This window comes from Pseudomonas typographi (genome assembly GCF_014694385.1).
GTDB lineage: Bacteria > Pseudomonadota > Gammaproteobacteria > Pseudomonadales > Pseudomonadaceae > Aquipseudomonas > Aquipseudomonas typographi.
This window is the reverse complement of sequence record NZ_JAAOCA010000015.1, coordinates 66,634-86,971: the sequence shown is the minus strand read 5'-3', so window position 1 is coordinate 86,971 and position 20,338 is coordinate 66,634. Positions and strand designations below refer to the sequence as shown.

18 protein-coding genes are annotated in these 20,338 nt (G+C 60.8%); 9 read left to right on the top strand and 9 right to left on the bottom strand.

The features are described 5' to 3' along the window. The first annotated feature begins 83 nt into the window (after positions 1-83). From HAQ05_RS13445 to HAQ05_RS13425, 5 genes are all read left to right on the top strand, one after another. Positions 84-1,058 (top strand): LysR family transcriptional regulator, encoded by a 975-nt coding sequence (locus HAQ05_RS13445; RefSeq protein WP_190421376.1) that lies wholly within the window; start codon positions 84-86, stop codon positions 1,056-1,058. A gap of 417 nt (positions 1,059-1,475) precedes the next feature. Then, positions 1,476-2,999, top strand: a complete 1,524-nt coding sequence (locus tag HAQ05_RS13440; protein WP_190421374.1) for an amino acid ABC transporter permease/ATP-binding protein — start codon at positions 1,476-1,478, stop codon at positions 2,997-2,999. 35 nt (positions 3,000-3,034) lie between these two features. Continuing rightward, entirely contained in the window at positions 3,035-3,907 is an 873-nt protein-coding gene (locus tag HAQ05_RS13435) for a phytanoyl-CoA dioxygenase family protein (RefSeq protein WP_190421372.1), read from the top strand. 27 nt (positions 3,908-3,934) lie between these two features. Further along, a complete protein-coding gene (locus HAQ05_RS13430; protein WP_190421370.1) occupies positions 3,935-4,768 on the top strand; it encodes an ABC transporter substrate-binding protein in 834 nt (277 codons plus the stop codon). 57 nt (positions 4,769-4,825) lie between these two features. Further along, on the top strand, positions 4,826-5,557 hold the full coding sequence (locus HAQ05_RS13425) for a class II aldolase and adducin N-terminal domain-containing protein (RefSeq protein WP_190421368.1): 732 nt from the start codon (positions 4,826-4,828) through the stop codon (positions 5,555-5,557). A 53-nt stretch (positions 5,558-5,610) separates the two neighbouring features. Here the strand turns inward: HAQ05_RS13425 and HAQ05_RS13420 are convergent, their stop codons facing one another. After that, positions 5,611-6,753, bottom strand: a complete 1,143-nt coding sequence (locus HAQ05_RS13420) for an alpha-hydroxy acid oxidase (RefSeq protein WP_190421366.1) — start codon at positions 6,751-6,753, stop codon at positions 5,611-5,613. 511 nt (positions 6,754-7,264) lie between these two features. Next, a complete protein-coding gene (locus HAQ05_RS13415) occupies positions 7,265-8,434 on the bottom strand; it encodes a GlxA family transcriptional regulator (RefSeq protein WP_190421364.1) in 1,170 nt (389 codons plus the stop codon). Positions 8,435-9,305: 871 nt separating this feature from the next. Between HAQ05_RS13415 and HAQ05_RS13410 the strand changes: the two genes are divergently transcribed. From HAQ05_RS13410 to HAQ05_RS13395, 4 genes are read left to right on the top strand one after another with little or no spacing between them, the layout of a single operon-like run. Further along, positions 9,306-9,809, top strand: coding sequence for a Csu type fimbrial protein (locus HAQ05_RS13410; protein WP_190421362.1), 504 nt, complete (start codon positions 9,306-9,308; stop codon positions 9,807-9,809). 11 nt (positions 9,810-9,820) lie between these two features. Beyond that, the gene (locus HAQ05_RS13405; RefSeq protein WP_338050221.1) at positions 9,821-10,552 is read left to right on the top strand and encodes a fimbrial biogenesis chaperone; all 732 of its coding nucleotides are present in this window, start codon (positions 9,821-9,823) and stop codon (positions 10,550-10,552) included. After that, positions 10,549-12,912: a fimbria/pilus outer membrane usher protein gene (locus HAQ05_RS13400; RefSeq protein ID WP_338050220.1), complete on the top strand. Its 2,364-nt coding sequence runs from the start codon at positions 10,549-10,551 to the stop codon at positions 12,910-12,912. Before HAQ05_RS13405 ends, HAQ05_RS13400 begins: the two co-directional genes overlap by 4 nt. After that, on the top strand, positions 12,909-13,364 hold the full coding sequence (locus tag HAQ05_RS13395; protein WP_190421356.1) for a Csu type fimbrial protein: 456 nt from the start codon (positions 12,909-12,911) through the stop codon (positions 13,362-13,364). The genes HAQ05_RS13400 and HAQ05_RS13395 overlap by 4 nt, the downstream gene beginning before the upstream one ends. A 163-nt stretch (positions 13,365-13,527) precedes the next feature. Here HAQ05_RS13395 and HAQ05_RS13390 read toward each other — a convergent pair whose 3' ends face one another. The 7 genes from HAQ05_RS13390 to HAQ05_RS13360 all read right to left on the bottom strand — a co-directional run bounded on the left by HAQ05_RS13390 (position 13,528) and on the right by HAQ05_RS13360 (position 20,337). Then, positions 13,528-14,520: an oxidoreductase gene (locus HAQ05_RS13390; RefSeq protein WP_338050219.1), complete on the bottom strand. Its 993-nt coding sequence runs from the start codon at positions 14,518-14,520 to the stop codon at positions 13,528-13,530. Positions 14,521-14,852: 332 nt separating this feature from the next. Next, complete coding sequence (locus HAQ05_RS13385; protein ID WP_202988068.1) at positions 14,853-15,299, bottom strand: flavin reductase; 447 nt, start codon at positions 15,297-15,299, stop codon at positions 14,853-14,855. A 39-nt stretch (positions 15,300-15,338) separates the two neighbouring features. Then, on the bottom strand, positions 15,339-16,346 hold the full coding sequence (locus tag HAQ05_RS13380) for an aldo/keto reductase (protein ID WP_190421354.1): 1,008 nt from the start codon (positions 16,344-16,346) through the stop codon (positions 15,339-15,341). Between the two features lie 20 nt (positions 16,347-16,366). Then, positions 16,367-16,768: a Rid family hydrolase gene (locus tag HAQ05_RS13375; protein WP_190421352.1), complete on the bottom strand. Its 402-nt coding sequence runs from the start codon at positions 16,766-16,768 to the stop codon at positions 16,367-16,369. Positions 16,769-16,827: 59 nt separating this feature from the next. Beyond that, on the bottom strand, positions 16,828-17,769 hold the full coding sequence (locus tag HAQ05_RS13370) for an ABC transporter permease (protein WP_190421350.1): 942 nt from the start codon (positions 17,767-17,769) through the stop codon (positions 16,828-16,830). Continuing rightward, the gene (locus HAQ05_RS13365; protein ID WP_190421348.1) at positions 17,751-18,836 is read right to left on the bottom strand and encodes an ABC transporter permease; all 1,086 of its coding nucleotides are present in this window, start codon (positions 18,834-18,836) and stop codon (positions 17,751-17,753) included. Before HAQ05_RS13365 ends, HAQ05_RS13370 begins: the two co-directional genes overlap by 19 nt. Then, on the bottom strand, positions 18,829-20,337 hold the full coding sequence (locus HAQ05_RS13360; protein WP_190421347.1) for an ABC transporter ATP-binding protein: 1,509 nt from the start codon (positions 20,335-20,337) through the stop codon (positions 18,829-18,831). The genes HAQ05_RS13365 and HAQ05_RS13360 overlap by 8 nt, the downstream gene beginning before the upstream one ends. Position 20,338: the final 1 nt, after the last annotated feature.

Here is a 20,338-nt window from a genome sequence, read left to right as displayed (position 1 = left end):
GCTACCCGGCATGAACCGTGCAACGTCGTTATTCAAAGGCCGGCGCTGTTGTTCGCCGGCTCGCTCAAGATGTGGAGGGCGTGATGCTCAGCCGTATTACCCAGCGCCAGTTGGAATATTTCGTCGCTTCCGGGGAGGCCGGCAGTATCAGCGCCGCGTCGGAACGCATTCATGTGTCATCACCTTCGATCTCCGCGGCGATCACCCACATGGAGGCCGAGCTGGGCGTTCAGTTGTTCATTCGCCATCACGCTCAAGGGGTATCGCTCACGGCAGTGGGGCGGCAGGTGCTGCAAGAGGCCAAGCTCATCCTGGAGCAGATGAGCAACCTTTATACGATTGCCTCTGAATCACTGAATACTGTGCGGGGGCCGCTGCGCATTGGCTGCCTCCATTCACTGGCGCCGATGATCACCCCCGAACTGGTGTTTGGTTTCGGCCGTGCCTTTCCGGGCGTGCGGATCACCCAGGTCGAAGGCGACCACGAGCAATTGCTGGAAAAATTGCGCAGCGCCGAGATTGATATTGCCCTGACCTACGACCTGGCCACCAGTGACGACATCGACTTCCAGCCCCTGGCGAAGTTACCGCCCTACGTGATGGTGGGCGATTATCACCCACTGGCGAACCTGCCGGCAGTGACCATGCAAGACCTGGAAACCCACCCGATGGTGCTGCTGGACATACCCTGGAGCCGGGAATATTTTCTTGGCCTGTTCATCCAGGCCGGCACTACCCCGAATATTGTCATGCGTTCCAGCAACCTTGAAACCGTGCGTGCCATGGTGGGTAACGGTATCGGCTATACCATCGCCAATGCACGCCCAAAGGGTAATGTGTCCCAGGATGGCAAGCGTTTGAGCCGCATTCGCCTGGCCGGCAGCCTGCATCCGTTGCAGTTGGGCTATGCCACGGCCACCAATGCGCAGTTGTCCCGGGTGATGGCGGCGTTTACCGAGCGCTGCCGCATGTTCGTATCCGACCAATACATCCCTGGCATGGCCGCGCCGAGCTTCTTTGATCCACATGCTGTGCGGGCGACCGCCAGTGTCGAGTAAGCCCGGCTTGCACCACTGTCGCTCATGCCTGGCAACCCCTATTGCTTCGGGTTTTCTCGCCCCAGTTGTAAACCAGAAACGAATTTAACCAGCGCCGCCGAGCCGGCAGACTTCAGCCATGAGATGGGCCCAAGGACGATCAGGGACGCGCCGCACCAAGATGTGGCGCCCGCCCCGGGGCCGAATGGATAGTGCGCCATTTAGGGGCGACCCGATGGCGAGCCGGGGCCGGCGCCCAACGCGGCGCAGGGCGCGCTGTGATGCTGCATCGGTTCTGCCTATTCACTGGTCCGGTTAATCCTAATTGACCGCGAGTGCCTCTCTCGATGAATCTCGTTGCCACGGTGCACATCGTGATACGCGGTCAAGTGGGGCGCCCGGTTGCACATTTTGATTTTTATGTTGAGCGCGGCGACGATGACATTTGACTGGAATTACATGTTTGGTTTGCTGTTCGATGCCGAATTCTGGCGAGCGACGTGGACCGTTATCAAGCTGAGTTTCGTGACATGGGTGATCAGTATCGGGCTGGGGTTTTTCGTGGCCCTGGCCAAGCAGTCGAAGCGCCCGTTGCTGAGCGCGCCGGCACGTGCCTATATCTGGCTATTTCGCAGCCTGCCGCTGCTGGTACTGCTGATCTTCGTCTATAACATTCCCCAAGCGTTTCCCGCCACGTCGGTGGTGCTGGGTGATCCGTTCTGGGCCGGCCTGCTGGCCATGGTCTTGTGCGAAACGGCTTATGTGGCAGAGATCCATCGTGGCGGCCTGCTGTCGATTCACAAGGGCCAGGCCGAGGCGGCGCGGGCCCTGGGGCTGAAGTTTCTCGGGACCCAATGGCGTGTGGTGATTCCTCAGGCGCTCAGGGTGGCATTGCCGTCGCTGGCCAACGAATACATTTCGATCGTGAAGCTCAGCTCTTTGGTGTCGGTAATCTCGTTGACCGAGATCCTCATGGTCGGCCAACGGCTTTACTCGCAGAATTTTCTGGTGATGGAAACGATGGCGGCGGTCGCGTTCTATTACGTGCTGATCGTCACGGTGTTCGACTTTTTGCTCAAGCGCCTTGAGAAGTTTCTCGACGTCAACCAGCGCAACGTTTCCCGTGTGCCCGACGCCGAAGTGTTGGCGCTGGCCACCCAACAGCGCGCAGTGGTACAGCGTGCGGCCAGCACCGAGCCGCAAGCCCCGGCGTTGCAGGCTACCCGGTTGCACAAGGCTTATAACGATGTCGAGGTGCTTGGTGCCGTTAGCCTACAGGTTCAGCCCGGCGAAGTGGTCTCGGTGATCGGGCCGTCCGGCTCGGGCAAGACCACGCTGATTCGTTTGCTCAACGGCCTTGAGCAAATCGATAACGGCGATATCCAGATCAATGGCCAGCCCTTCATTCACCTGAGCAAACAGGGCGCGCAGAAACCGCAATACGTGGAGCATGCCGAGCACCGGCTGAACATCGGCATGGTGTTCCAAAGCTTCAACCTGTTCCCGCACCTGACCGTGCTCGACAACCTGCTGATGGCGCCGCGTTACCACCGGCTGGACCGTTTGGACGCCCTCAAGCAACAGGCCTACGCCCTGTTGCACAAGGTGGGCATGCTCGATCACGCCTGGAAGTACCCGCATCAGTTGTCTGGTGGCCAGCAGCAACGTGTGGCCATTGCCCGGGCCTTGATGATGCGCCCGCAAATCATGCTGTTCGACGAACCGACCTCGGCGCTGGACCCGGAGAAAGTCAACGAGGTGTTGCAGGTCATCGAAGCCCTCGCCCAGGAAGGCATCACCATGGTGATCGTCACTCACGAAATGAATTTCGCGTTCAAGGTGTCCGACCGGATCGTGTTCATGGAGAAGGGCCGCGTGGTGTGCGACGACAAGCCCCAGGTGTTGCGCAGCGGCCTCAATCCACGGGTCGAAGCGTTCCTTAAGGATGTCTCGCTGGCGTGATTGTTTATCGTTTCGGGTTTCAAGAAGGAAAGAACATGATCGAGCAATGGCAGGTTGAACAGTTCCACCGGGACGGGTTTCTGGTGGTGGAAGGGGTCCTTGCCGCCGAAGAAGTGGCCGCATTGCAGCACGACTTTGACCAGTGGGTAGCAGAGAGCCGTGGCCACGCGCAGGGCTGGGGCGAAACCCTGGACGGCCGTGCGCGCTTCGATCTGGAAGGCGACCACCGGGCTGACCATCCGTCGCTGCGCCGGGTGAGTTCGCCTACCGAGATTTCGCCCGCTTACCAACGCGCCGCATTGCAGTCACCCATGGCGGCCATTTCGGCGCAGTTGGTCGGCGGCAGTGGTGCGCGCTTTCATCACAGCAAGATCAATTCCAAGCTGCCGCACACCACCACCCAAGTGAAGTGGCACCAGGATTTTTTGTTCACCCCGCACAGTAACGACGACATCGTCACCGCGTTGCTGATGGTCAGCGAGGTGACGCCGCAAAACGGCCCGTTGAACGTCATCCCCGGCAGCCACAAGGGCCCCTTGTGGTCGCATTGGCACGATCAGCGCTTTACCGGCGCGGTGGCTGACCAGGTCGTGGAAACCCAGTGCCAGGCGCCGGTCGCCTGTTTCGGCCCTGCCGGTTCCGTGTGCTTCATGCATACGCGATTGTTGCATGCTTCAAGCCCCAATGAGACCGAACTGCCGCGCACTCTGTTCATCAGCGTTTATGCCGCTGAAGATGCGCTGCCATTTGGCGAAAACCCTTTGCCCAGCGAGCACTCCGGGCTGCTGGTGGCCGGCCGGGAAAGCGGCCTGGTGCGCTGCACGGCCAACCAGATGCGCTTGCCGCAAAAGCCCCGTGGCGCCTCTTTCTTTGTGCAACAGGCTGGGCAAGACGCAGCCACTGCCTAACTTCTATTAACCTTATGGGGATTTACCATGACAGCGTTGCACAAGATCGTTCGCCCTATTGCCCTGAGCCTGGTTGGCGCAGCGGTTGCAATGACCTCGTTGGCCGCTTCGGCCTTCCAACAAGATGGCAAGATCATTGCCGGTTCCGATGTAACGTTCTTCCCTTATGAATACATGGATAACAATCGGCCGGCAGGGTTTGATATCGAGTTTCTCGACGGCCTGGGCAAGGTCATGGGGCGCAAGGTAGAAACCGTCGACACGCGCTTTCCCAACCTGATCACGGGCCTGCAGGGCGGGCGTTTCGACGTTACCAACTCCTCGATGTACATCACCGCTGAACGGGTGAAAGTGATCGACATGATCCCCTACCTGAAAAGCGGCGAATCCATCCTGGCGCTCAAAGATGGCGCGTTCCAACCCAAGCGCCCGGAAGACTTCTGCGGCCACAAGATCGGCTCGATGGCGGCAACCTCCTGGTTGCAGCAGATGCACAAGCTGTCGGATGAATACTGCCTGAAGAATGGCCTGCAACCCATCGCCATCAGCGAATACGCCACCGACCCGCAAACCACCCAGGCAATGCTGGCCCATGCCGTCGAGGCGCAGATCACCGATGCGGCAGTGGCCCGTGGTGTGGTCGACAAGCTGGGCGGGCGCGTGGTGATTTCGTCCGATACCTTGATCTACCCAGTACTGAACGGCTGGGGCGTGAAAAAAGGCAACGACGAGGTCAAGAACGCTTTGGTAGATGCACTGAATAAATACCGCGCCACGCCCGAATATGCGGCGCTGTTGAAGAAGTACAACTTCCAGGCGCCCACCGATGAAGATATCGCGACGCTGATGCCCAAACCCTGATACGGCCCTATAGCGCGTGCCGCACCTCAGCGCGGCACGCCCGGCGGAGAAAGATTCATGGCGTTATCAATCGAAGAGCAGGCCCGCATCGATCTGGCGGCGACCTTTCGTATCGTTGCCCACTTGGGCATGCACGAAGCGGTGGCCAACCATTTCAGTGCTGCAGTCTCTGCAGACGGCAAAAAGTTTTTGATCAACCCGAAGTGGAAACACTTCTCCCGCATTCGCGCCAGTGACCTGCTGCTGCTGGACGCTGACGACCCCGCCTGCGCCGGGCGCCCGGACGTCGACCCGACCGCTTGGTCCATTCACGGGCAGATTCACCAACGCCTGCCGCAAGCCCGGGCGGTGCTGCACTTGCACCCGGTTTACACCACCGCCGTGGCCTGCTTGGCCAACCCGCAGGTGCCGCCGATCGACCAGAACACCGCGCGCTATTTCAACCGCATGGCTGTCGACGAGATGTATGGTGGCATGGCCGACACCGAGGCCGAGGGTGCGCGCCTGGCCGCCTTGCTGGGCGGCAAACGCCGATTGCTGATGGGTAACCACGGGGTGATGGTGATTGCGCCGGACATCGGCGAGGCATTCGATGATATCTGGACGCTGGAGCGCGCTTGCCAGATCCTGGTAACGGCGTGGTCCACCGGCCAACCGTTGCGCCTGTTGGCGGACGAGGTCGCCGAGAAAACCGCCCAGGATTGGGAGAAGATCGCGGATTTTTCCCGCCAGCATTTCGAAGAAATGAAACAGATCATGATCGAAGCCGACGCGTCATTGCTCGACTGACGTTTCCACCGGCCCGGCGCCGGCATCCGTCGGGCGCTGGCGCTGGGGGCCGTTCAACGGTGGAGCAGAATTTCGCGGTTGACCTCGCGGATGTCGGTTCTGCCGCAGAATGCCATGGACAAATCGAGCTCGTTCCTGATCACCTCCAGGGCCGTACTCACCCCTTGCTGGCCAAGGGCGCCCAGCCCATACAGCATGGCGCGGCCGATGTAGGTGCCGCGTGCGCCCAGGGCAACCGCCTTGAGCACATCCTGGCCCGAGCGGATACCGCCATCCAGGTGCACTTCGGCATGCCTGCCCACCGCCTCCACGATCGCCGGCAATGCCGAAATCGATGAGGCCGCGCCATCCAGTTGCCGCCCGCCGTGGTTGGAAACGATGATCGCATCGGCACCGTGCTCCACTGCAAGCCGGGCATCTTCGGGGTCCTGGATGCCCTTGACGATTAGCTTGCCGCCCCAACGCTGCTTGATCCACGCCACATCCTGCCACGATAAACGTGGGTCGAACTGCTCCCGGGTCCAATCGACCAGTGAGCTGATGTTGTCGACGCCCTTGGCGTGGCCAACGATGTTGCCGAACTGACGATTGCGGGTGCGCAGCATGTTCAGGCACCAGCGCGGTTTGCTTGCCATGTTGGCGAGGTTGCGCAGGGTCGGTTTGGGCGGTATCGCCAGCCCGTTCTTTTTGTCCTTGTGCCGCTGGCCGAACACCTGCAGGTCCATGGTGACCACCAGCGCCGAGCAATGAGCATGGCGTGCGCGTTCGATCAAGCCTTCGACGAAGGTTCGATCACGGGTCACGTACACTTGAAACCAGAACGGGTGATGGTCAGTCGCTTGCGCCACCGCTTCGATCGAGCAAATGCTCATGGTCGACAGGGTAAAGGGTACGCCAAAATCCTTCGCGGCACGTGCTGCCAGAATTTCACCGTCGGCGTGCTGCATGCCGGTCAACCCGGTCGGCGCAATGGCCACCGGCATGCTCACCGGCAGGCCCACCATGGTGGTGGCGGTGCTGCGCTGGGTGATATCGAAGGCGACGCGCTGGCGAAACTCCAAGCGCTGAAAGTCCGCTTCATTGGCGCGGTAGGTATATTCGGTCCACGACCCACCGTCGACGTAGTCGTAAAACATGCGCGGCACCCGCTTGCGCGCGAGCCTGCGCAGGTCTTCGATGCAAGTAATTTCGGCCATGAAGCCCCTTGTCGCACGCCGGTGGCTGGGTGAATGGAGTGTTAAGCTTCACACCGCGCCAGGGTTTACGAAACCAGCATTTGCGCCGGGTAATGCTTAGGCAAAAGCGAACCGGCTACGTTGCAGGCTTGATGAGTTGCGGTTGGTGACACCCCGGCGGCTACGTTGCGTTTTGGGTTTGTTGCGCCGCTCGGAGTAGCCTTTCACCGAGGTGTTGCGGCATTCCATGGTCTACGGGTGTCACCCTAACCCTGCCGGGAAAACTCGCCCTGCGCCCTGGCCTTCTCGCTGAGGTTTCTCAAGGTATTCCGAACGTGCTCTACCGGAAGTTCGCCGTGTCGTTGCCAAATAAAGTTTGGTGCGGTGACATGCGTTATGTATGGGGTCAATGGCACAGGCATTATATGGCGGCTGTGATTATCCATTACCCGCCGTGTAGCGGGCTGGGCGGCTCAGCGATTTCGGCACAAGGGTGCGTAGGTGAGGTGATCACCCCAGGGTTGCTTTTGGCTCACCGTTCAAAGCCCGGCTCGGAGCCCCCACTGAGCGTCCGATGAACGTCTGCCATGAGCTTTTCCAGCCAGGGTGGCTGAACTTTGGCATTGAATAGCCGAGCGTAGTCCGGGTGGCTCAGCGGTATATAACCTGCGCGCATGTTTGCCCGATACTGTTGAGGTGAGAGGCCAATATATTTTCGGAATATTCGGGCCAATTGCTGACCGTCGCGCAAGCCCCCGCGGCGGGCGACTTTATCCACCGGTAGGCTGCTGTCGACCAACGCTTGGCGAGCCATTTCCAGCCGCAGCAGCAATAGAAAATAATAAGGAGGGTAGCCCGTCTCGAGTTTGAAATGGCGACGAAAATTTCGTTCGCTCATGCCCAGGCTCCTTGCCGAAAGCGCCATGCTCAAATCCTGGTCCAAATGCCTGAGCCACCACACACAGGCGCGATAAACGGTGGAGTCGGCTCGCATTACCGCTACGCTGAACGCTGTGAGGTCACTCGGTTGCGAAGCGGGCCGATGCCGGTGGCTTTGGAGCGTGTCGAACACCGCTCCGGCGGACTCCTCGCGCAGCATCAGCCGGGCCATATCACCGGTATCGATGCACTCGCTCGTGGTGTGAAACGGGCCGTCTATTTGCAGTCGCCTACCTGGCTCCACGTGTACGGCCGGGAAGCGCGAACGAAGCGCCCCTGCCAAGGCGGAATGGGTCGTGACCCGGCGATTGTTCAATAGCCCCGCAGCTGCCAACCAAAATACCCCGGCACCCAGGGCCAAGATCCGTCGCGCGCGGGGGGAGATTTTTTGTAACCAATCGAGTGTCGAGTGCGGCAGCTCGGCCACTGCATCCCGAGACCCGTGAGCGATCATCAACATGTCGATGTCAATCGGCTTATAGGAACAAATGGCCCGCGTTTCGACCGTAAGGAAGGGCGTAGAGGGTGACATCAGCACACCCCCCTCAAGGGAGTAAACCTGCGCTACATAAATGCCCTTGCGCCCGTGGGCTGTCGCGCGTTCGTTGACCGAGCCAAGAGCCTCTAACAGTTTGACAACGTCACCGACGAAACAACCTGTATAAGCCAGGATAACCACTGGCCGAACACCAGCCTCTATATTGGCGCCTAACGTCACGAGCTCAGACGGAATAACACGGTGTATTAATCTCTTATAGAGCATTCGATTGGCTCCCGATCGCTCAGATCAACCCTCCGAGGTGCAGTGGGCAAACCGAAACATGGCCAGTTTGATTGCATACGTACTTAAGTTGGCGATACCGAGACGGGAAAAGCAGATAGCAACCGATGGGTAGAATCGTTTCAAATAGAATGAGTGAAACGATGATACTCTGAAGGTATAGCGGACTGCCGTCTCGTCACGTTCATATCAGTTTTTACATTGATTGAGTGGTCGACTCTCGCCTATATAAAGTGCACATTGAAACGCTTGCAGCTGCCGATGCTTTCAAAAAAAAAGCCCGGCGAGGGCATTACGGCATACCGGATAATCGTTATAACCTGCATTGCTTTGCACTTTTGACGTTACAAATTGCAATATAGGCACATCGTATCCCCCGGTCAAGCATGAAGCCTTTACCAAAAGGAGACGGCCAGTACGCACTGCCCCGCGGTGCACGATAACCATCGCTCAATGTCGAGCGAGGCAATCATTAATGCTGTGAAACATGCGGGCACGGCCCGCGCTATGACTTTTCAGCGCGTCAGCATAGCGTAGCCGAATCCGGCTGGCAAAAATAAATTCAAGCAACATCGGAAAAACTCAAAGCACACCTGTCGATATCATTCTGTATCAACCTGGTAAGATATAGGATACTTTTTATTTGAACTGATTCAATGGGTTGGGAAGGGCGGGCCCTCCATTTGTACGCTGTGCGGCATGAGCCTGGTCTTGGCCATTTATGCAGCTACTATGGCCGGATATGCAGAGGTTTTTCTATTCCTGAAACAGCCGGCACGGCTAACATGGGCGGGGGAGTTGGTCAGCCAGCCAATCCGGTCGTACTCTACTCGCGCTCTTCAGGTAAAACGCTATGTCCATTAAACTTATCAGCAATGTTGTAGCCGTCTCGGCGCTCGGTCTCGGCGTAATGCTTTCCCTGAATGCGAACGCTGCAACCACTACGGCCGACTTGGCCGTCACGGCATCTGTCGCCGCTGCTTGTACCGTAACAACCGTCCCGCTGGCGTTTAGTACATATACAGGGACTGAGGTTTCCGGCACTGCGGATTTGACCGTTACGTGTACCAATGGAGCGCCCTACACGGTCGGCCTGGGTGAAGGGGGCGGTAGCAACGCGACTACGTCGACGCGCGCGCTCACCAATGGTGCAGACAACGTGACTCTGAACTATGGCCTCTACCAGGAATCAAGTCACTCCACCAATTGGGGCGACGTGGTCGGTACCGATACCGTCGCGGGCACGGGTGACGGTACTGCGCAGCCGATTACGGTCTATGGCGACATCCCGGCTGGCCAAACTACGTCCACGGTCGGCGATTACACCGACACGGTACTTGTTACTATCAACTATTAATAAGGCCGCCAGTGCCCGCGACCCGATATTTCACTTTTTTTATAGCCCTGACGCTCGCGGCAATATGCAGTTTCTCTTCGTGCATTCATGCACAAGCGTTGCAAATCGTACCGATCAGCCAACAACTGGCGCCTGGGCAACGTTCCGCGAGCTTTACCGTGACCAACCAATCCGAGAGCGAAGCGATTATCCAGATACGCAGCTTCGGGTGGGGCCAAACTCCGCAAGGGGATGTTTTTCAAAATACGGACCAACTGGTTATCAGCCCGCCCTTCGCACGCATCGCCCCCGGCCAATCGCAGACCGTGAGGGTTATGCTGCGCGAACACACCGGTGACGCCGAACGGGCCTATCGTATTGTGTTCGACCAACTTCCCGGCAACCTTAACGGCAAGGTTGAAATGGCCCTGCGATTGACCGTGCCGGTGTTTGCCAGCGCTTCGCAAACAGCTAAACCGGATGTGCAGTGGCGCATTGAGTCATCGGCCGGTGTTCCAACCTTGATTGCCGTCAACCATGGCCTGCAGCACGGCAAACTGTTGGGCCTGGAATTGAGCGAAGCCAACGGGCACAACCTTAAATTGCTGAATCAGGGTTTGCCGTATGTGTTAGCTGGCGCCGAGCGGCATTGGCCTATCGCCGCCGCGCAACAGCAGCTCGGCAATGGTGTTCGGGTGCGGTTGAGAACGTCGGGCCCCGGCGGGCCGAAGGAGCAATGGCTCGTCGTCGGCGGCGGCATGTGAATTCGGCCCGCCTGTTGTGCGTGCCGTTGTGTTTTATCGCAACGCTGATGGCATGGTGGGCCAATGTGGCGAACGCCGCCGATACAGGGCGTTCGGCTGAACGGCAAATCTTGTTGCTTAATGTGCTCGTCAACGGCAATAACCGCGACAATGTGTTGGAGTTCACCCAGGTTCAAGGCGCGGTGCTTGTCAATGGCAGCGACCTGGCGAACTTGGGCCTGATTTTACCCGAAAACAGTCAGCAGGGCCTGGTTGACCTAGCCAGTATTCCCGGTTGGTCCTATCAGTTGGACCTTGCGGCGCAGAGCATCCGGTTGCAGATACCCAGTAGCGATTTGGTGCCGCACCGCGTGTCTCGCAAGCGAGCCGGTTTCAGCGATCTGCCGCTGAAAAGCGACCCCGGGGCGATGCTCAATTACGACGCTCAAGCCACTCGCTATGGCGGCCAGATCAGTTCGAGCACGCTGGTAGGCCTGCGTTTTTTCAGTGACCGTGGTGTGTTCGAGACAGACGCCCAGCGCAGCACCAACCCTTATCGGCAAAGCACCGTGCGCCTGGATAGCACTTACACCTATTCCGATGTGGTCAACTTGCGAACTTATAATGTTGGCGATTTCATCAACGGTGGGTTGTCTTGGTCACGGCCCGTGCGCATGGCTGGCGCACAGATAGCCACCAATTTCGGGCTGCGCCCGGACCTGGTCACATTCCCCTTGCCAGGCATCAGTGGCAACGTGGCTGTACCTTCGTCTGTCGATGTATTCGTAAACGGTTTGCACCAATTGACCAGCCGGGTCGACTCCGGGCCGTTTGAGGTGTCTCAACTGCCGGTGAGCAATGGCGGCGGTGATATTTCGATGGTGGTCAAAGACGCCAACGGCCGTGAGGTCAGCCAAACCCTGCCCTTTTACGCGAGCACAGCCTTGTTGCAACCCGGGCTGGGCGATATGTCGGTGGAAGTCGGCTCAGTACGCCGGCACTACGCCAGCGCCTCGAACGACTACAGCGGTGGCGCTGCTTCCGTCAGTTATCGACGAGGCATAACCCCCGTACTGACCCTGGAAAGCCATTTGGAGAGTACATCTGGGTTGGCGATGGGAGGCATCGGTTCAAGTTACTTGGTGGGCAACCTCGGCGTTTTGTCTGCCACGGTGGCTGCCAGCGAACATGCAGGGGGGGCCGGCCTGCAGTATGGGCTGGGCTTCTCTCACGTTACACCCAGCATCAACTATGGCTTTAGTATCTTGCAGGCTGATGGGCAGTTTTCCGATATTGCTTCGGTCAACGGCGATGCCATGCCCCGGACCACCCTGCGTGCGAACCTGGGCATTCCGCTGCCGGGGATCGGATCGTTCGGGCTGGTGTACGCCAAAAAGTTGGTCAATTTGTATGAACTGTATGACTTCGATGATAGGTACGTCACCCAGTCGGAAAGCATCCACACATCCACCCTTTCAGCGACATTTTCAACGCGCCTGCCTTGGAAAACGTTCGGCTTCATCACAACGTTTCATGATTTCGAAGGGGCCAGTGGCAATGGGTTTTTCGTCGGTATTTCGATCCCCATCGGGCAACGGGCGACGGCCAGCGCCAGCAGCAACGTCAGCGGCGGCAAGGCTTATCAAACCGTCCAGGCCCAGCAGAACGCGGTGCAACAAGGCGATGTTGGCTGGCGAGTCGCTCGCCAAACCGGTGACCAGAACCGCCAGACGCTGGGTGTGGAGTACAAAACCCCTTGGGCACTGGTCGGCGCGGAAACCGAAACCGGCGACGATGGCGATGCCTTTCGTGCCAGCGCACGAGGCGCGATCACCACCATGGACGGGCACTTGTTCGCGTCGAACAGTGTCAACGACAGCTTCGCCATTGTGGACACAGACGGCCAGCCAGGTGTGATGGTTTTGCAGGAGAACCGTCCTGTCGGCCGCACTAATGCGTCCGGGATATTGTTCGTCGAAGACCTGCGCGCTTACGAAAGCAACCTGCTGGCCATCGATGCCAACGATGTTCCCATCGACGCTGCACTGGATAATGTCGAACGTCGTGTGCGGCCACGAGATCGCGCGGGCGTGGTGGTCAAGTTCCCTATTTCGCGCAGCTACGGCGCCACACTTCGCCTAGTGGATGAACAGCATCGACCGATAGCGCTCGGCAGCCAGGTCACGCTGAATCATAACGGTGCCCAAGGCGTTGTCGGCTATGACGGCTTGACCTTTTTCGACGGGCTTGCCGCGCACAATGAACTGGTGGTCGAGCCGCCAGGCAAACCCGCATGCCACGTGGCATTCGATTATCAGCCGCAAGCCAACAGCATCCCCGAAATCGGTCCGTTAACCTGTTCGACCGGAGGCCGCCCATGAAACCCTTTGCGTTGTTCATGCTCATCGCGCTATGCAGCGCTAAGGCTTTCGCCTACACCTGCTCGATTGCTGTGACTCCATTAAATTTCGGCGTGGTTGAAGGTGTCGCCGGGCGGCAGCAACAGAGTACGTCCACCATTACCGTTGTTTGCCAAACCGATGCCAGCGCGGCGAACGTCAGTTACGAGATACTCCTCGACGACACCACCGGTAGCGCAAACCGCCGTATGGACTCGGCGGATGGCCACACCGAGTACCAGCTCTATACCTCCAATACCTACCAGCAAGTGTGGGGGGGCGGCGGCAGTGGCGGTACGATTTCCGATAGTTACAGCCTTGCAGCCCATTCTAGCGTTTCGCGCACTTACACCGTCTATGCGCGGATGCACCCCGGGCGTACCGACAGCCCAGGGCTGTATAGCGACGTCGGTGTGGTGCGGTTGGTTTACTGATCCATGCTGGATGTTCGACCGTACCGGTTACGCATTCGGAACACTCCCCGCTGACGTGGCGGGTTTGCTTTCCCCCGTATAAGCCAACCCGAATGCGCCACGCGGCCGAAGGTCGGCCCCGCCTCGCTAAAAGTTATCAACACCGCTTATGCAACTACCCTGCTCAAGCATTGTGCGGGAAGTCCGCGCCTAGGGTTACCGCTTCCCACGCATCGATTTCTTCACCCAGCGATGTCAGGTGCTGGCGGACCATCTCAAGCCCGGGGGCGCCCAATACGAGATGAACGGGCGGGTTTGGGCTGTCGACCGCCGCCAGAATGGCCTCGGCGCCGCGGGTAGGGTCGCCCTGCTGGTGGCCGCTGATCTGGCTCAGGGACTTAAGGCGCGCATGAACGGAATGCTCATACGCGGCAATGGGGTGCTCTGCCGTTTTGAGCGACCTACCGGCCCAGTCGGTGCGGAACGGGCCAGGCGCCACCACCGTGACCTTGATGCCGAGGTCCTTGGCCTCTTTAGCCAGTGCCTCGGAGAAGCCCACCACCGCGAATTTGGTTGCGGCGTAGTAACCCGAACCGGGGTTGCCCACCATGCCGCCTACCGATGAGATGTTCACCACATGCCCCGAGCCCCGCGCGCGCATTCCAGGAAGCACTGCGCGAGTCATGGCGATCAGCCCAAACACGTTGGTTTCGAAGAGCTGGCGGTACGCGTGCTCGTCGCCTTCCTCGATGGCGGCGATGTAGCCATAGCCGGCGTTGTTGATGAGCACATCGACGCCCCCTTCGCTGTTCACCACATCCACCACGGCATGGATGTCTTCCTGCTGGGTTACATCCAATTGCAGCACTTGCACGTTGTCGTGGCCCGCGAACACGTCATTGAGATCGTTGGGGTGGCGGGCCGTGGCGAACACGCGCTCGCCACGGGCAATCAATACTTCAGCCAGGGCTCGGCCGAAACCTGTCGAGCAACCCGTGATAAGCCAATTGCGGGGTGTGGGGGCCATGCTGTTGTCCTCGCTACGACGGGAGATAGGTGGTGTTGGCGCCAGCCCTCCCGGCGCATTGGCCAGGCCGCTGCAGGCAGGGGTAATCACGATGCCGCTTGCGCCGATAGCGACCCCATACACGCTGCCCCATTCGTTAGCAGCGAGCACTCAGGTATGAGCCTGTTTCACCCCAGACGTTTCAATAATCACGGTTTACCGGGCGCTATTTCATGTTGCTCGATGGCGGCTGAAAGGCGGCCCGACACCTCTATTGCGGCGTTAACCTCCGCCGCCTTCGGCATGCCCCGTTGGGTGGCGTAACCGTTGCCGCAGGGTATCGGATACCCTGCGGGCCCACGCCCTGTGGCCTGGAAGCCTCAGCCGCCTGTTTTCAATTACGCCGCCTAGCCGCTGACCGGCACATCCCCCAGGTGATGGAAGCGGCGGTCCATGTACAGCAGTGGCTTTGCCTGAGTGCCGGAATGGACCACCGTGCGCACCTACCCCAAGAAGATGCCATGGGTGTGCCAATCGATGACCTTGGCCACCTGGCAGTCGAAGGCAACCAACGCGTCGGCGCACATGGGGGCGCCGCTGGGCAGCAGGCGCCATTCACCGCCCTGGAAGCGTTCTGCCCGGCGGGCCGAGTTGCTGAACACGTCGGCCAGCGCAACCGCTTGGGTGGTTAATACATTCACGCAAAAGGTGCCTGTGCTTTTGACGATGTCGAACAACGAGGCGTTGCGGTTGAGGCAAATCAGCAGTGTAGGTGGGTCGGCACTGACCGAGGTCACGGCGGTGGCGATCATGCCGCTTAACGCGTTGGCGCGGCTGCTGGTGATCAGGCACACACCGGCCGCGAGCAGGCTCATGCCGGCGCGATAGGCGTCGGCAGTTGCACCCGGGCCGGCAGGGGCGGGTGCAAGGGGTTGATCGGGGCGTGTCATGGGCAATCCTTCAGGTATTTTTAGCGGCCGCCGGGTCAGTTACAGCGTGGGCACCCGGCCTTCGATAGGATGGTGCGGGTCCACCGGGCCTAGGCTCGAACCCTTGCCGGGTGAAACGAGCCGGTCGCAGAACGCTTCGTCTTCTTCAGCCCACGGGCACGCCAGGGCAGCGATTGCATCGTCCCACTGTTCGAAGGTTCTTGGGCCAACCAGGGTGCTGGTGACCTGAGCGTTGCGCATCACCCAGGTTTGCGCCAGGTGGGCCGGCTTGCGCCCGGTGCGTTCGGCATAGGCGGCCAGTTGCGCGGCCACCGCCAGTGATTCGGGTCGCCATTCGGCTTCGAGCATGCGTGGGTCGGCACGGCCGGCGCGGCTGTCGGCGGCGGGTTCGGCACCGGGGCGATACTTGCCGGTGAGAATGCCTCGTGCCAGCGGGCTGTAGCACACCGTGCCAACGCCGAAGTGGGCGGCTGCGGGCAATATCTCGACTTCGGCTTCGCGGTTGACCAGGTTGTACAGCGGTTGCGCCGCCACCGGCCCGCTGATGCCCGCCTCCCGCGCCAGGCGCACGCTTTCGGCCAGGCGCCAGGCCTTGAAATTGGACACGGCGAAATAGCCGATCTTGCCTGCCCGGATCAAATCGGCGAAGGCGAGCACCATTTCCTCCAGCGGGGCTTCGAAGTCGGCCTTGTGCATGTATAGGATGTCGATGTAGTCGGTGCCCAGGCGCCGCAGCGAGCCGTGTACCGCTTCGCGGATCCACTTGCGCGACATACCGCTTTGGTTCGGGCCTTGCCCCATCGGGTTTCCGACCTTGGTGGCGAGCACCCAGCGGTCACGCTCGGCACCAATGGCGCGGCCGACGGTTCGCTCCGACTCGCCCTTGTTGTACATGTCTGCGGTGTCAATGAAGTTGACCCCGGTGTCGCGGGCGTTGGCGATAATGCGCTGGCTCGTCGCCTCGTCGGTGGCACCGCCGAACATCATGGTGCCCAGGCAGATTTCGGAGACTTTGAGCCCACTGCGGCCCAGGTAGCGGTATTGCATGTGCGGTACCCTCGTGGCGGTCAGGATGGAATCACGGCGGTGGTCGCAATCTCGACCAGGAACTCTGGCCTGACCATCTCCAGCTTCACGCAAAAGCGTGCTGGCAACAGGTTCGGAAAGTAGCTCACGTAGATCTCGTTGAACGCGTGGTAATCGTCCAGGTTGCGCAGAAAAATCTGGTTCATGGTCACGTGGTCCATGCTGCTGCCGGCCGCCTCCAGCACCACCTTGATGCTGTCCAGCACCCGTCGCGTCTGCACCTCGATATCGCCTTCACCTACCAGGTGGCCATCGATGGGGTCGGTGGAGAGCATGCCGGCGACATAAACATGGTTGCCGGCTTTGATACCCCAGTTGAGGTGGTTCAGGCCGGTTGCGGTTTTGCCGATGATCCAGCCTGCAGGGTTGATTGCCTGATTCATGTAATGCTCCTATTGTCGGGACAGCGTGTCGGGTTGGTTGGCCCATGGGTTGTGAACGGTCAGCGGCCTTCACCGCGCAAAAATGGCCGGCCCAGGTCGGCAGGCGCAGCGCCCGCCCGGCCCATCGCAATCCAGGCGACCAAGGCAATGGCGAACGGTGTTGCCATCAGCAGCGGCGCGGGAAGCTCGATGCCCAGGTATTGCCCCTGGAACTGCAGCGCTTCGAGCAAGCCCAGGGCTACGGCCACCAGCAGGGCACGCAGCGGCATCCAGCGCGCGAAAATCGCGATGGCGATGGCCAGGTAGCCGCGGCCGGCGGTCATGTTGTCGATAAAGGTGCCGCCGGACGCAACGATGCACAAATAGGCGCCGCCCAGCCCGGCCAACAGCCCGGTAAACACGGCGGCGGAAAATCGCAGGCGCAGTACCGGTTGGCCGGCCGCATCGGCCGCGGCGGCGTTCTCACCCACGGCCCGCAGCAGCAGCCCCAGCCGGGTGAAGCGCAACATCAGCCACAGGGCGACGGCAAGCAGCACCGCGAAGTAGAACACCGGGCTCTGGGAAAACAGCGCGCGGCCGAGCACGGGGATGTCCGACAACCAGGGGAGTTTCATCATCGTCACCGAGCGCAATGCGCCAGCCGGTGGCGCGTCGACCAGCACAAGCTGCCGCACCAGTGACGTTACCCCCAGGGCGAACACGTTGAAACCGATGCCCATCACGATCTGATTGGCGCGTGCCAGCACGGTGCCCAGCGCCAGCACGCAGGCCGCCAGCAGGCCGCCCAGCATGCCCAGCGCCAAGGCGGCAATCGGTGAGCCGGTCGCCGCCAGGCCCACGGCGGAAGCCACGGCGCCGAACAGCATCAGGCCCTCCAGGCCGATGGTGAATACACCGGCGCGCTCCGATACCAGTTCACCCAGGGCGGCGAGCAGCACCGGCACACTGAGCCTTAGGCCACCGGCCAGGAACAGCGCCAGGGTTACCGCGTTGATGTCCATACGGGCCTTCCTTTGGTAAGCATGGCGCCGCTGATCACGGCAAGGAGAAGAATGGGTAGCCCGCTGAGTACGTCGGCCAGCGCCGCCGGGATCGACAGCGTGCTTTGCAGGGCCAGGGCCGCGTTGTTGATCGCCCCGAAGTACAACGAGACGACCAGCGCGCCAAACGGCTCCAGGCCAGCCAGGAAGGCGACCGCGAGGCCTTCGAAACCGAGGCCCGAGGAAAAACCGTCGATCAGGCGATATTGCACGCCCAGCACCTCGAAGGTACCTGCCAGGCCGCCGATGGCGCCTGACAGCGCCATGCTCGTGAGGATCGTGCGCCCGGCCGATTCCCCCTGCAGGCGAACGAACCCTGGGCTTTGCCCGCTTGCGCGCAGCTTCAGGCCAAAGGCGGTGTGCTGCAGCATCACCCAGACGCCGAGGGTGATCAGCACTGCCAGGATCACCCCCATATGCAGGCGGGTGCCCTCGATCAGCGGCAGGAAAAGCCCGTCGCGCGGCAGTTGCGCCGACATGTTGAAGGTCGAGCCTTTGGGCCGCATAGGCCCTTGAACGAGGTATTTTAGCCAGTAGATCGCGATGAAGTTCATCAACAGCGTAACGATGATCTCGTCGGCTCCCCGCCATAATTTCAATACCGCTGGGATCACACCCCAAAGCGCACCACACAGCGCGCCGCAGAGAATGGCCATTGGCAGCAACGCCGGGCCGATATCGCCGAAGGCAAGGAAGGGCAACATGGCGCCGATCGCGCCCATTTGCAGTTGCCCTTCGCCGCCGAGGTTGAACATACCGCCGCGAATCGCCACCAATGCCCCGAGGGCGACCAGCAGCCTGGGCGTCATGAACACCAAGGTGTCGGCGATCGCCCGCGTGTCACCGAACGCGCCTTCGACTGCCACGCGTATCGCCGCCAGCAGCGGGAAGCCGAGGCAGGCGATCAAGCCCAGCCCCAGCAGCAACGAACCGACGAACGCACTGAGCGTTACCCGTAGCGACAGCGGTACGCTGAGCCGGGCCAGCAGCCGGCGTAGGTCGGGGATCAGGCGTTTCGGCTCAGGCATCGACAGGCTCCAGTGGCATTGAATGGGTTGGCTGGCTAAGGGTCATCAGCCGGCCGATGGCCTGCACGGACGCGTTCGCAGCGCTGAGTTCTCCGGTGATGCGGCCGCCGTTCAGCACCACGATGCGGTCCGAGACGCGGATCAGTTCTTCGATGTTCGATGAGATGATCACCACGGTGGTGCCGGCGTCCGCCGCGGTCGCCAGGCGCTGTAACACCGCCAACGCAGCGGCCACATCGAGCCCGCGGGTGGGCTGGTAAACGACCACCACCGAGGCGGCTTCCGCCATGGCGCGGGCCACGACGATTTTCTGCTGGTTGCCGCCAGACAGCGACCGTGCCGGGCTGGCAGGGGAATGGGTGCGGATATCGGCCTCGGCGATCATGGCCTGCGCCTGTTTGCCGATCGCCCGGTGATCGAGCAGGCCCGCGCGGTGGTATTCACCCCGCATGATCTTTGGGTAAAGCAGGTTCTGCGCGACCGAGAGGTCCAGCGATAGCCCTTCGTGGTGGCGGTCTTGAGGCACCAGCGCAACGGTATTGCGTGGGCCGCTGTGTTGCACTAACCCCGCCTCCGGGCGCCGTTGGCCGGCCAGCAGCTCGAACAGTTCGGTCTGGCCATTGCCTTCGACACCCGCGACCCCCACCACTTCCCCGGCATGCAATGCCAGGTCAACTTCGTGCAAGCCCGGTGAGCCGCTGCTGGGCCGAAGCGAAACGCCGGCCAGGCGCATGCGTTCGGCGCCGGCCGTGTGTGGCTGGCCGATGCGCTCGGTGTTGGCCACGGCGTGGCCGACAATGCGCTCTACCAGGTCCGCCGCCGTGGTGCCCGCGATCAGGCCAGTGCCGTTGGTTCTGCCGCGCTTGAGCACGGTGTAGCGCTCGACGTGGGCCAGTACCTCATCGACGTTGTGCGTGACCACGGCCACCGCCGTCCCGCGATCACGAATGCGCCGTAGCGTGGCGTACAGGTTTTCAATCTCTGCCGGCGTCAGAATGGTCGAGGGCTCGTCCAGCAGCAGCACCCGGCTGTCATTGACCAGCGCCTTGAGAATTTCCACCCGCTGTTGTAACGCCAGTGGTAAATGCCCGACCACGGCGGCCGGGTCGAGCTCCACGCCATAGCCTTCCATGAAGGCCCGAACATCGGCGGGCCGCCTGAGCGCCGCGCGGCGCGCGCCCTTGGCCACCAGCGCCAGGTTTTCCGTGACGGTGAAGGGCATTACCAGCTTGAAATGCTGGTGCACCATGCCGATGCCGTGGGCAATGGCGTCGGCCGGCCGCCGATGGACAACCTCCCGGCCCTGCATCAAAACGCCGCCCTCGGTGGGTTCATGGACGCCGTAGAGGATGTTCATCAACGTCGACTTACCCGCGCCGTTTTCACCCAGCAGGGCGTGAATTTCGCCGGCATGGAAGGCCAGCGACACGTTGTCCAGGGCGAGAAAACCGTTGGGGTAGCGCTTCGATACGTGGTCGAGTTCGATGAGCGGGGCGGGCATG